We start from the raw sequence: 12,504 nt of genomic DNA, 5'->3' as shown, positions 1-12,504 counted from the left end.
ATCAGGTCAGTCTGTGACATAGCTGAATGGGCATAGCATACGTGCAGCATGCGTGAAAATGGCGCGAGCGCCCTGCCAGCTGTCGGCTTGCCGGCCGGTTCATCAAAAACAAAAAAGGCGCACTCCGTGGAGTGCGCCTGGTGCTCGGGTCGCCGCCTCGCCTCGGCGGCCCGGCATTCGCAGCAGCTGCGCTTACTTCTTCGCAGCGGTGACCTTCAGGCCGGTCGACTTGACGCTCTTGACGCCCTCGATGCCCTTGGCAACGGCAACGGCCTTGTCATGCTCGGCCTGGGTGGCAACCGCGCCGGTCAGGGTCACGATGCCGTTCTTGGTCTCGACCTTCACGTCGGTACCCGAGACATTGTCGGTCGCCAGCAGGTCGGCCTTGACCTTGGTGGTGATCCAGGTGTCGGTGACCGGCTTCTTGGACTCGTTCATGCCGGCAGCGTGGTCCTTGTGGTCGGCATGTTCCTGCGGTGCCGCAAATGCCTGCGACGCGCCGAGGGTCAGACCGAGCGACAGCGACAGAGCCAGCAGCTTGCGTGCATGCGTCATGTTCTTCATACCAAGCACCTCCTGTTGAATGTGGGCGCAGCTTGCGGTGGCGCTCGTCGAGCAGACGTGACCGTTGCATGCAGAGGTTGTGAACCCTGCGCACACGGGCAGGTGCAATACCATGCGGGCTCCCTCCGTCGTTGCGATGAACCGTTTTCAATGCCTAAACTGTTCAATCTGGCCGTCGTCGGCTATGGCTATGTCGGCCGCACCTTTCATGCACCGCTGATCGCAAGCACCCCCGGCCTGCAGTTGCACAGCGTGGTGTCGTCCAAGCCGCAACAGCCACAGGCCGACTTTCCCGGCGTCACCGTGGTGGCCGATCTGGACAGTGCGCTGGCCGATCCGGCACTGGATGCCGTGGTGCTGGCCACCCCGAACCACACCCACGCACCCTTCGCGCTGAAGGCCCTGGCCGCCGGCAAGCATGTGCTGGTGGACAAGCCATTTGCATTGGATGCGGCGCAAGCGCAGCAGATGGTCGATGCCGCCGATGCGGCGGGATGCATCATCAGCGTGTTCCAGAATCGCCGCTGGGATGCGGACTTTCTCACCGTGCGCCGGCTGATCGAAGAAGGCCAGCTGGGCGAGGTGGTGGAATTTCATTCGCACTTCGACCGCTATCGCCCGCAGGTGCGCGACCGTTGGCGCGAGAGCGACAGCCCCGGTGCCGGACTGTGGTACGACCTGGGCCCGCATCTGCTCGATCAGGCAATGCAGTTGTTCGGTATGCCGCAGGGCATTGGCGCGGATCTGCAACGTCAGCGCGACCAGGCGCGCAGCGTGGATTATTTCCACGTCACCCTGCACTACCCTCGGCTGCGCGTGATTCTGCACGCGGGATCGCTGGTGGCCGATGGCAGCCTGCGCTTCGCCGTGCATGGCACGCGCGGCAGTTATCTCAAGCACGGCCTGGATACACAGGAAGACCAGCTGCGCGCCGGCCGTCGCCCCGGCACGGTCGGCTGGGGCGTGGACCCGTTACCGGGCACGCTCACCCGCGTCGATGACGAAGGCCGCGTCCACACCCATCAGCCCGACAACCTGCCGGGCGACTATCGGCAGTGCTACGCCGCCTTTCGCGACGCGCTGGCAGGCACCGGCACAGCGCCGGTCAGCAGCAGCGATGCGGTGCAACTGATGCGGTTGGTGGACCTTGCGCAACGCAGCGCTGCGGACGGCCGAGTGCAGTGGCTGGATGCCGCGCGCGGTTGATCACGCTGCAACGGTTTTGCACTTCCAACAGCGCGCGCCGTAGTCCCGGCGCGCACCGTGGTTGCATCCAAGTCCTTACGCGTCCTTGCTACCGATAGTCGGCGCTGCCGGGGTGGTGGTCATCACCGCGTGGCCGCCGAATTGGTTGCGCATCGCTGCGAGCAGTTTGTCGGTAAACGAATCCTTGTCGCGCGAGCGCAGCCGTTCCATCAGCGACAACGTGATGACCGGTGCCGAGACTTCCAGATCAATCGCTTCGGCAACCGTCCAGCGGCCCTCGCCCGAATCGGCCACGAACGGCGCGATGCCGGCCATGGTCGGGTTATGCGTCAACGCATCGGCCGTCAGGTCCAGCAACCACGAACGCACCACGCTGCCATCGCGCCAGATTTCGGCAACCTGGTGCAGATCCAGCGCAAAATCGGCCTTGTGCTGCATCAGCGCGAAGCCTTCCGCATAGGCCTGCATCATTCCGTATTCGATGCCGTTGTGGACCATCTTGGTGAAGTGGCCTGCACCGCTCGGGCCAACCCGTCCCCAGCCCTTGTCCGGCGCCGGCGCGAGCGTTGCCAGGATCGGATGCAAGGCCGTCACCGCCGCTTCGTCGCCACCCGCCATCAAGCTATAGCCTTCCTGCAGACCCCAGATGCCGCCGCTGGTGCCGCAATCGACAAACGCAATGCCACTGTCCTGCAGCAACGCTGCGCGCCGCTGCGAATCCTTGTAGTACGAATTGCCGCCATCGATGACGATGTCGCCGGCCTGCAGCAGGGGCAGCAGCTGCGCCAGCGTGTCATCGACGATCTTGCCGGCCGGGACCATCAGCCACACCACGCGCGGGCTCGGCAGTGCCGACACCAGCGCTGCCAGCGCATCGGCGGTGACGATGCCCTTGGCTTGCGCGCTGGTGCGCGCGTTCGCGCCCGGATCGTAGCCATGCACGCGATGCCCGCCATTGACCAGGCGCTCGGCCATGTTGGCGCCCATGCGGCCCAGTCCCACCATACCCAGTTCCATAATCGCTCCTCATGATCTGATCAGTGCAGGGTGCCACGCTCGGCGTATGCTGGCGTGGCGGAATTCTCAATGGATTGTTCCGCGACGGTGGCGGCGCTGCACTGCTGCAGCTGCCAGTCGATCCATCGCCAGTACAAGGTGGTGCGCAGATTGTGCAAGGTCAGGTCGATGGCGTACGGCGTGCGCGGGTTACGGTCGAGCAGGCGTGCCACGTGGTAGCCGATCGGCTTGGTGCCCTTGGGGTGCACATAAACCCAAAAGCCTTGGTAGAACGGGTCGTCCAGCAGCGCCTGCAGCTGCTGCAGCTGGGTCTGCTGCTGCGGGTCGAGCGTGGCGCGCAGGGCTGCATCACGCTCGTAAAGCAGGCGCTCGAAGCGGCGCTTGCCTGGCCCGCGCAACTGTTTGGCCAGCTCCCAGATCTGCCGGTTGCGCGCGTCGTAGTACGCAAAGCCACCGTGCTGCGCCAGCGCCTGCGCGGCTGCATCGCTGACATCCACCACCACGAAATTCTCGGCCTGATTGTGGATGTCATCCAGGTAGGACTTATCGAACACATGCGCGATGAAGCCTGGTGCGCCCACGAACGCCTGCCGCCCGAGCTGTGAGGTTTTCACCGCCTTGCCGTCGGCAAAGAAGTCGCCGGCATGCGTACCGAGCAGGATGCTGTCGGTGTCGTGCAAGGTCAGGAACGTGCCGATCGACAATTCGCCAGGCGTAAATACGTCATCGAACCCGGCATCGCCGAACAATTCGCGCTGGGTGGCGAGCTGAGCTACTTGTCGACCCACGCCGCACTCGGAACGCACCTGGCCGCGATAGAACGCATCCAGCGCCCGCGCATTGCTGCCGCGCGGTTGATACCCGCGACCGAAACTGCGAAAACCGCTCCAGCCCTGCGCCGCTGCGCCCCGCCAGCCGAATCCGACCCAACCCAGCTGCAGCGCCGAGAAGCGGTAGCGCGGGTTGTTCTGCAATTGCGTGACCGCGCGGCGGGTGGCCGCACCGAGTTCGAACGCGTAGGCGCAGTGCGTGGCTGCATCGTCCAGCACAGCGGTGAGCGCCGCGCCGCGCTGGTGCGTGTTCCAATCGGCTGGAAGCGTCAGTTGCAGATCGCCGGCGGCCTGCGCCTGCGCAAGCGTGCCGCGCGTACACGGTTCACCACGCTTTAGTACAGGTTCGCTCACTGCGGCGCGTTGGATGGTCCAGCCCAGCCGTCGCAGCAGTGCTTCCAGGCACTCTGCGCTGGCAGCACGTGCGGTCTGGCTCGGTGCAGCATCGGCGACCTGCAGCAGCTGCCCCGCCAGCAAACCGCTTGCACATGCCAGCGCGGCAAGCCGGCGCAGGCGCGCATACCGCGGAGGCATCGGCGCCGATGGTGCGCGCGATGACGAACTGCCATGCGCGTGGACAACACTCATCGATGGCATACGCAATGAATCGTCGGCACGACGCCACCCTCAAACGTAGCAAGCCCCGGCATGGCCGGGGCTTGCAGGACTCAACTTAGACCAATCGCCGCACCGAACTTCAGCGACGTTCGCAGACGCGCTCAACTTGGCGATTGCCGTTGGCCTGCTGGCGATTGCCCTGAATGGTGCGGCCTGCCGCGCCACCCGCCACGGCACCTGCCACGGTCGCCAGCTTCTTGCCGTTACCGCCGCCAACCTGGTTGCCCAACAGGCCACCGATTGCAGCGCCGGCCAGCGTACCGCCGATGCGGTTCGGGTCGGTCGAGTTCTTTTGCACTTCGACATTGCGGCAGCGCACGCGGGTGCCGTCATTGAACCTGCGACCTTCGTCCGCTTCCGTATAGCGCTGCTGATGCGCGTAGTTTTGAGCCTGTGCGAAAGTGCTCGTCGCCATCAGGCCGATCAGGGACATACCCAGCAGGGAGGTGCGCATTTTCATCGTTGTTCTCCACGTTTCTCGCTCGCTCGGCGAGGCATGGGCGCACTCTGGCCGCTGGGTCGAGAACACAACGTGAAGCGCGCAGTCGCTATTCAGGCTTTGGAGCGGAGCGTGAACCGCGCCGTCACGGCTGCGTGGCAGGCTCGGTTTGCGGCACCTTCGCCGGTGCCGGTGGGGGGTCTTGCGCTTCGACGGGCAATGGCGCAACCGGAGGCTGTGCAACCGTGGTGGGAGCCGCAGCAGGAGCTGCCGACGTCGTGGTGGTTGCGGCAGGCGCGGCCGCAGCTGCCGGCGCTGGTGTGGCTGCAGGTGCAGGTGCGGGCGCTGCACTCACCGCAGCAGGTGCCGCTTCGGTGACCTTGGGAAGATACGAATTCAGGCGTTCGAAAAAGCGCTTGTAGAAAGCCGCATCCTGCACCGTGGTGCTGGATACGCGCACCAGCGAATCGCCGCTGCTGCCGACCGGCAACGATAACGAGCCCAGCACGCCGACGCCCACGCTGGCCGAGGTGGAGCTCTTTTTCAGTGCGTAACGGTCCTGCAACGCACTGACGAAGACCTGCGCCTTGCCGCCGTCCTGGCTGGCGCAGGAAATGCGCAGATTGAGTTGTTCGCTCTGGTCTGCTTCCTTGAGCTGGAAGTTCTTGCTGCCTTCCACCGCGGCGGCATCTGCGCGCGTGACGGCGTAGCCCTGACTCAACAGCACACGCCGCGCCGCCTCGCAGGCTTGCGGCGAACTGGCCGCCACGCTGCGCGAATAGGTGTCATCGGAATTGAACGACTCGCGCATCAGCATCGTGTCGCCCTTGCTGCCGCCGCAGCCAGCCAGGGTTGCCAGCGCGCCAAGCAGTGCGCCGCGCGCGATCAGGGAAGAACAAGACATAGGGAGATTCCGGCATCCAAAACCGGCACAGAGCATAGCGGCAACCCGTGTGCGCGCGGCGTCGCGCTGCCGGGTCAGGGCAACGGCGGTTCATCCACTGGCAATTGCAGGTCTACCTGCAGGCGGCGGCCATCGGCACCGATGCGCTCGGCACGCAGGTAGTGGTGCGCACGCACCACTGCCACTGCCACCGGCGCCCGGCACGGTTCGCCCCACAGGCTCAACGCGAAGCCCTGCTGCTGCAGCCAGAGGGTGAGGCGGTCCCACAGCGCTTGTTCGCCACGCAGCATCAGGTCCAGATCGGCCGGGCCTTCGGGCACCAAGGTCGGCGACGCCAGCCAGCGCGCGTAGCTGCCATGCACCACGACCGGCAGGCCCTGTGCCTGCACCGCCTGCAGCAATTGCGCAGCCTGCCGCAGATCCAGCCGGGCACGACAATGCTGAAAAATCAGCGCGTATTCGTGGCTGCGATCGCTCTGTGTCTTGGCATGCGCCAGCGCTGCGGCCGGACGCCGATAGCACAGGACCCGCTCTTCGCGCAGGGTGAACAGGCTGGCCAGGATGCGGCCCAGATCCCAGGCCTGCGGAATCACGCGGCCGCCGACCACCACGTTTTGCACCATCGCCACACCCACGCCGTCGGGGCGCATCTGCTTGCGCAGCGCATGGAAGACCGCGCGCATGCCGGTCAGATAGCTGGCGTAGTCGCTGCTCGCATAAAGCTGCCCGGGCAGCACGTCGCCATGCCAGTGGCAGCCGAAATACGGCACGTTGGTCAGACACAGGTCGATCGGCCCTGCCGGGGCAGTATCGGCCAGGCTGCCGACCACCACCGGCGCCGCCACCGCATGCCGCGCCAGACGCGTGTGTGCCAACTGCGCGCGTGCCGGATCGATTTCCATGCCATGCGCGTTGCGGCCTTCCAGCGCGGCCGCCAGCAAGGTGCTGCCAAAGCCGCAGAACGGGTCGAACACCTGCTCGCCCGGCCGGCTGAAATGGCGCACAAACGGGCGCATCTGATTGACCCAGCCACAATCGCGCCCGCTCAGCGGGTCGGCCGCGCGCAGATCGTCGGGCAGCGCCCAGGCAGCATCGTCCGGGGCCGGCGTCCACCAGCTGCGCTGATCGAACTCATCCATCGGTGGGCTCCCACAGCACATCGGCATCCGGATCCCAGCCCGCACAGAGACGGCCGTTGGCGAAGAACACCAGCTTGTACAGATCGCCGGTCGCGTGGCGCGCATGCATCGCGGCGTAGTCGGCGCTTTCGAAGACCACCTGCAAGCCCGTCTGATCGCGCAGCCGCACATTCCAGAAGTAATAGCCTTCGGTCAGGCCATCGGGTTGCCAGCGCGACCACCAGGGCTGCTGCATGCACTCCTCCAGCAGTGTGTCCACGCCGACGCGGTGCTCGCCGATGTAGCGCAGCGTGCCGTTGCTGCGATAGGCATCGTCCAATCGCGACAATTCTCGAAAGATCACCTGGCTGGCGCCGCAGCTGCGCGCCCACGCGATGTACTGCGCAATGGCGTCGGCATTGTCCACGCCACCGCGCTGCACGATGCAGACCAGTCGCAGCGGCAGCCGTGCTGCCAGCCGCCGTGCCGTCTGTACGAAGGTCGCCACATCGGCGATCGGCTCGTCGGGGCGGAAACGCATGATCGCGTCGTTGCGCTCCTGCAGCCGATGGTGACGCGACAGCTCGACCCACGACAGCCCGAAGGCGACCAGCGCCTCGATCAAGCGCGCACCGTGCGCACGCGCCAGCCCGGCACCGTTGCTGTACAGCACGCGCTGCTCGACGCGCGGGCCATTGGGCGTGGTTGCCAGGGTCCGCAGCAAGGTCTGCAACCACGCCGCATCGTCGGTCATTTCCAGACCGGACAACGAATACGACAACGGCACATCGCGCAGCAACTGCAAGACAGCGCTCAGCTGCTGGAAATACGCAGGCCCGGGTCGCAACGTCGCTGCCGCACGACCGCCGCCGTGCTGCCGCAGATTTTCCGAACAGAACCCGCAGTGCGCCGAACACGGCCGCACCGAGGCATACGGGGTAAAGGTGATCGGCAACGCTGCGCGATAGGTGCGCGCGCCGATGCGCAGCGCATGCCAGCGGCTGGCCTCGTCCTGCAGCGGCACGCGCCGCTGCAGGTGGGGTGCTGCGGCGCGCAGGCGCGCCAACAGCGCCGAAGCAGGCAACAAGGAGATGTCGTCGATGGAAGCGTGCATGGCGAACCCTGCGCGCCGCGCGTCAGCGACGTGCGGCGTTGGCACGCGCGCGCACCTGCTCCAGCGTCCACTCCTGTTGCGACACGCCGTTTTCCCACACCGTCACCAGCGCGTCTTCGCTGTCGGGGTAGGCGTCCATCTCATCGAGCAAGGCGCTGCGGTAGCTGCCATCGTTGCGGTTGCGCAGCAAGGTCAGGCGGCCGCGCTTGCTCTGCTTGCCTTGGTCGGTGATCGGGTCCTTGTAGACATCGACCCACCGGCCGTCCACGCGCACCGCCGAGCACTTCAACGCAAACTTCTGCGTGTCGCGGTCCACCTTCTGCAGCAACGCACCGCCCATACCGAAGGCGACATTGTCGGCGGCGTAGCCGGCGGCGGTGATGCGCTCCAAAATCGCGCGTAGCGAGGTGGGATTGATGCCATCGCCCTGGATCACCCGCACATGGTTGAGCACCTTGTAGCCCTTGCCATTGACCTGATGGCCGAACGCTTCGTCCAGCAACAGCAGGCACTGCTCGACCACATCCACCGGGTCGCCCGAATCCGGACGAATCACCACCGTTGCGCCGGAGGCGATCACTTCCTCGCGCAAGGTGGTACCCCAATGCTCGGCAATGGCGCGGTAGATGTCGTAGCTGTCCGACACCACCGCCACGATCGAACCCGGACGCGCGAACTGCTTCAGCATGTTGCGATACGCATCCACCTCGCGCTCGCGGCCCCAGCTGGTGATGGTGCTGTGCTCGGCAGCGGGAATCGAATACCCGGCCACCGGCGTGTGGTAATGCGCACGCGCCAGCAGCAATGCCGACAAGGTGTCGGTACCCAGAAAGTTCACCAGGTGCGCGGCACCGCCCAAGGCGGCCGAGCCAAGACTGGACACGCCGCGCGCGCCAAAATCGTGCAGCTTGAAAGGCAACTGCCCTTCCGGATCGTCGCTGGTGCGCTCCAGGTAGCCGCGCACGATCTGCTTCACCTGCCAGCTCACCGTGGCCACCGTCACCGGGTACCACACGCGCAGCAACAAGGTTTCCAGATACGACGGCACCCAGAACGCCTTGGCGTCGGTGGACTCGATGGTCATCAGCACGTTGTGCGTTGGCACCACGGCGCCCTCGGGCACCGCGCGGATGCGGATCGGCAACTGACCGCCAAGCCGGTCGACGATATCGCGCCAGCCGGCTTCGTTGAACGGCTCGCCATGCGCGGCCAGCAACGCTTTTGCATCGTCGATGTCGGCGTGCGTCACCGGCCGGTTGATCGCTTCCTTCAGGATCGACTGCAGGCCGAAGAACACGGTCTGCTCGTAAAGTCCGCCGCGTGATTCGACATAGAAAAACGACGCGTCGGTGCCGGGCGGATATTGCAGCCAGTGGCTGGCCTTGTAGCTATCGGTGTTGAGCAGCAGGTTATCGAGGTAATGCATGACGGAAGCTCCTTCGCGTCGAATGAACCGGCGGTCTGTCCGCCGGCGGGAGGTCACGGTTCAAACGGTCACGGCATGTGCGGCCCTGGTGGTATCGCGGCAGCACGTCGTCGTTCCGCGCGTCAGCCACGGCCCAGGAAGAATTCAAGAATATGCAGGTGGTCTTCGTACAGGCGCGGGCCCATCGCCATCACTTCGGCGATCGGAATCCAGCGCGCCTTGTCGGCATCGTCGCCGCCGCGCACCGCAGGCAACTCGCCGGCCGGAAACTCGAAATGGAACGCATGGGTAATGGTGCGTCCGCGCTGGCTGCGTTCGGGATGATCGAAGACCTGCTTGCCACGCAACGAGCCCTTGAGCACCGGCACCGGCAGCTTGAGCCGGGTTTCCTCGCGCAGCTCGCGCAGGCAGCAGTCCAGCAGTCCTTCCTCCTGGCCGACGAAACCGCCGGGCAATGCCCACAAGCCCTTGCCCGGTTCGGCGCGACGCCGCACCAGCAGCACGTGGCCCGAATGCACCACCACCGCATCGGTGGTCACGAACGTCGGCGGATATGGCGCGTCTTTCCACGCAGCACGGTATTGCTCGATGAAGCGGTATTCGGCCACCAGCTGCGCGTAGCTGGGGGAATTGCGCCGGAACGCTTCCAGCATGTCGTAGACAGGCGCCGGCACATTGCCGCGCAGCATCAACAGGCCGCCGTGAAAACCGATGTCGCCGGCTTCGAACAGGTAGCGGCGTAATTCGGTGGCAGACAGCGTTGCGGTGTGTTGCACATCTTCCAGCGGCCACTGCGGAAACTCACGCAGGTAGTAGCTGCTGGCATCCTTGTCCATGCCGATCAGGCCAATGTTCGCATCCAGCGAGCCGCCATCGGCTTGCACCGCTTCGGCAACCTGCCGCTGCACTTCGGCAATCCACAGGCTTTCGTTGTACAGATGATCGCGTAGCGGGCGCACGATCAGCCGCGCAGTTTCGTCCGGCAACGCGGATTCGATCATCACCGCACGTTCGGCGACGGTCCAAGGATTGCGAATGGTGCGCGGCGTGTCGGCCGAGCCGATCAGCACGATGAGCTTTTTCGCCTTGCCCAGCGCATGGCGGGCGACGGCGGCGTGGCCGTTATGAAAGGGCTCGAAACGCCCGATGAACACGAGATAGTCGTACGGTGTTGCCATGAGAATCCCTCACGGTTGAGTGGTGGGCTGGCGGTCTGTCCGCCTGCCTGGTGCAAATGCTACGCCGATGCACGATGGCGTCAAGCGGCCAATTGCCTCTGCATCGGTGGTCGTCGCCGTGACGCAGCGGTCATCATCTCTGGCTAGACTCGGCGCTCTTGCTTCTTCAAGGAATTTCCCTGCATGCCACGCTCCATCGCGCAGGTGCTGCGCCGCCTTCTCGCAATCGGTGCACTGTTGTGTATCGCCTTACCCGCGCTGGCTGTCGCGCCGGCCGCGCCACTGCGGGTCATGTCGTTCAACGTGCGCGTGCCGGCCGATACCGATGGCGACAAACGCTGGCAGGTGCGTCGCGCTGCCATGGTCGCGTTGATCAAACAGACGCATCCGGACGTGTTCGGCACGCAGGAACTGGTAAGCGAACAGGCTGCCTTTCTGGCCGAACAGTTGCCCGACTACCGCTGGTTCGGCCAGGGCCGGCGCGGCGATGACAGCGACGAGCACATGGGCGTGTTCTACGACGCGCGTGTACTGAAGGTGGTGGAGTCGGGCAACTTCTGGCTGTCCGACACGCCCGAACGCGCCGGCAGCATTACCTGGGGCAATGTGCTGCCACGCATGGCCACCTGGGCGCTGTTCGAGCGACGCAGCGACAAACGCCGCTTTTATCTGTTCAACACGCACTTTCCGTATCGCGATGAGGACGAGCCCGCCCGCGAGCGCAGCGCGCGCCTGATCCTGTCGCGCATCGCGCAGTTGCCCGCCACTGTCCCGGTGGTGCTGACCGGCGACTTCAACAGCGATCCGGACAAAATCACCTACCCCACGCTGACCGCGGTACTTCGCGATGCACGTGCACAGGCCAGCAAGCGCAGCGGGCCGGAAAACACCTTCCAGGACTTCACCACGCACCCGACCCGGCGCATCGACTGGATCCTGTATCGCGGATTGCGTCCTACCCGCTTCGCGACCCTGGACGATCGTCCCGGCGGCATTCTGCCGTCGGACCATTACCCGGTGATGGCCGAGTTCGACTGGCCACGCTGAGGACAAGAGCGCGCAAGAGCCAGCGGCCGGCAGCCGGCGCGCGCGCCGGCGGTGACACGGTCCAGCCGATGCACGCAGCGCTGCGGTGATCAAGCCGGGTGAATGCCGGCGTTCGCGGCGCTGGCCTGCAGCCATTCCAGCAAGGCCTGCAGGGTGGCCGAGGGGGCGTCGCGCCAGATGATGGACAGCTCGCGCCGCGCCCAGGTCTCCTCCAGCGGTACTGCCGCCAGCTGCTGCCTGACACTGGAGCAAGCCAGCGCCGCGTGCGGCACGATGGCCACACCCACGCCGCGTGCCAGCATGCGGCACAGCGTTTCGATGCCCGGCACGCGTGCGCGGATGCGCAGCTGCACGCCGGCACGGGCCAGATGCGTCCGCAGGTGGCGCTGCAAGGCGTTGTCGGCCGATAGCGCCAGCAACTGCATCGGCGCGATATCGGCCAGGCGCAGGCTGTCGGCGCCGGCAAGCCGATGGCCGGCGGCCACCGCGACTACCAGGCGATCCTGCCGAAACGGGCGCCGTTGCAGGCCGGTGAAGTCGGCATGCCCGGCCACCACGGCCAGGTCGGCACGTTCGTCGCGCACTGCATCGGCCGCCTCCTCGCTGCCCCATTCGGCCAGGGTCAGGTCCACCCGCGGATGGGCCAGCAGAAAATCCGCGACGCACTCGGGCAGCCATTCGGAGAGTGCGGCGGTGTTCGCGGCCAGCCGCAGGGTGACCTGTCCACCGAGCCCGTAATCGCCAAGCTCGCTGCGCATCGCCTGTTCCTGCCGTGCCAGCACCCGTGCATGACGCAGCAGGACCTGGCCGGCGGCGGTGAGCGTCACGCCCCGCCGGCCACGCTCGAACAGGGCCGCGCCGACCTGCAGCTCCAGCGCGCGAATACGCGCACTGGTGGCCGCCAGCGATAGCGCCACGCGGTCGGCGCCGGCGGTGATGCTGCCGGTATCGGCCACCGCAACAAAGATCCGCAAGTCGGTGAATTCCACCTGCATCTGCACCTCCAGCCTTCGGTGTGGCCGAAGTCTGCCTCAAACAAAGAC

General features: G+C 65.8%; 12 protein-coding genes. 2 read left to right on the top strand and 10 right to left on the bottom strand.

Annotated features, from left to right (window positions below):
• Positions 1-192: 192 nt before the first annotated feature.
• Positions 193-564: a BON domain-containing protein gene (locus HLH45_RS08285; RefSeq protein WP_008572114.1), complete on the bottom strand. Its 372-nt coding sequence runs from the start codon at positions 562-564 to the stop codon at positions 193-195.
• Between the two features lie 150 nt (positions 565-714).
• On the opposite strand from HLH45_RS08285, the gene HLH45_RS08280 reads away from it, so the two are divergent.
• Positions 715-1,770: an oxidoreductase gene (locus HLH45_RS08280; protein WP_008572112.1), complete on the top strand. Its 1,056-nt coding sequence runs from the start codon at positions 715-717 to the stop codon at positions 1,768-1,770.
• Positions 1,771-1,845: 75 nt separating this feature from the next.
• Here the strand turns inward: HLH45_RS08280 and gnd are convergent, their stop codons facing one another.
• The 8 genes from gnd to HLH45_RS08240 form a co-directional block, all read right to left on the bottom strand.
• Positions 1,846-2,787 carry a phosphogluconate dehydrogenase (NAD(+)-dependent, decarboxylating) gene (gene gnd / locus HLH45_RS08275; RefSeq protein WP_008572111.1) on the bottom strand — a complete coding sequence of 314 codons (942 nt, stop codon included), beginning with the start codon at positions 2,785-2,787 and terminating at the stop codon, positions 1,846-1,848.
• 20 nt (positions 2,788-2,807) lie between these two features.
• Positions 2,808-4,151, bottom strand: coding sequence for a hypothetical protein (locus HLH45_RS08270; protein WP_033478622.1), 1,344 nt, complete (start codon positions 4,149-4,151; stop codon positions 2,808-2,810).
• Positions 4,152-4,314: 163 nt separating this feature from the next.
• On the bottom strand, positions 4,315-4,695 hold the full coding sequence (locus HLH45_RS08265; RefSeq protein WP_008572108.1) for a glycine zipper 2TM domain-containing protein: 381 nt from the start codon (positions 4,693-4,695) through the stop codon (positions 4,315-4,317).
• Between the two features lie 124 nt (positions 4,696-4,819).
• On the bottom strand, positions 4,820-5,578 hold the full coding sequence (locus tag HLH45_RS08260) for a DUF2242 domain-containing protein (RefSeq protein WP_008572106.1): 759 nt from the start codon (positions 5,576-5,578) through the stop codon (positions 4,820-4,822).
• Between the two features lie 74 nt (positions 5,579-5,652).
• Positions 5,653-6,717 carry a DNA methyltransferase gene (locus tag HLH45_RS08255; protein WP_008572104.1) on the bottom strand — a complete coding sequence of 355 codons (1,065 nt, stop codon included), beginning with the start codon at positions 6,715-6,717 and terminating at the stop codon, positions 5,653-5,655.
• Positions 6,710-7,810, bottom strand: coding sequence for a hypothetical protein (locus HLH45_RS08250; protein WP_008577909.1), 1,101 nt, complete (start codon positions 7,808-7,810; stop codon positions 6,710-6,712). The genes HLH45_RS08255 and HLH45_RS08250 overlap by 8 nt, the downstream gene beginning before the upstream one ends.
• 22 nt (positions 7,811-7,832) lie before the next feature.
• Positions 7,833-9,236, bottom strand: a complete 1,404-nt coding sequence (locus tag HLH45_RS08245; RefSeq protein WP_008577908.1) for a nicotinate phosphoribosyltransferase — start codon at positions 9,234-9,236, stop codon at positions 7,833-7,835.
• Positions 9,237-9,358: 122 nt separating this feature from the next.
• On the bottom strand, positions 9,359-10,414 hold the full coding sequence (locus tag HLH45_RS08240; RefSeq protein WP_008577907.1) for a bifunctional nicotinamide-nucleotide adenylyltransferase/Nudix hydroxylase: 1,056 nt from the start codon (positions 10,412-10,414) through the stop codon (positions 9,359-9,361).
• 183 nt (positions 10,415-10,597) lie between these two features.
• Between HLH45_RS08240 and HLH45_RS08235 the strand changes: the two genes are divergently transcribed.
• Positions 10,598-11,461 carry an endonuclease/exonuclease/phosphatase family protein gene (locus HLH45_RS08235; RefSeq protein ID WP_008577905.1) on the top strand — a complete coding sequence of 288 codons (864 nt, stop codon included), beginning with the start codon at positions 10,598-10,600 and terminating at the stop codon, positions 11,459-11,461.
• Between the two features lie 89 nt (positions 11,462-11,550).
• Here HLH45_RS08235 and HLH45_RS08230 read toward each other — a convergent pair whose 3' ends face one another.
• The gene (locus HLH45_RS08230; protein ID WP_008577903.1) at positions 11,551-12,456 is read right to left on the bottom strand and encodes a LysR family transcriptional regulator; all 906 of its coding nucleotides are present in this window, start codon (positions 12,454-12,456) and stop codon (positions 11,551-11,553) included.
• Positions 12,457-12,504 lie beyond the last annotated feature (48 nt).

The organism is Xanthomonas euvesicatoria (assembly GCF_013112235.1).
Lineage (GTDB): Bacteria > Pseudomonadota > Gammaproteobacteria > Xanthomonadales > Xanthomonadaceae > Xanthomonas > Xanthomonas euvesicatoria.
The sequence above is the reverse complement of the archived record's forward strand: the minus strand, read 5'-3'. Positions and strand labels throughout refer to the sequence as shown.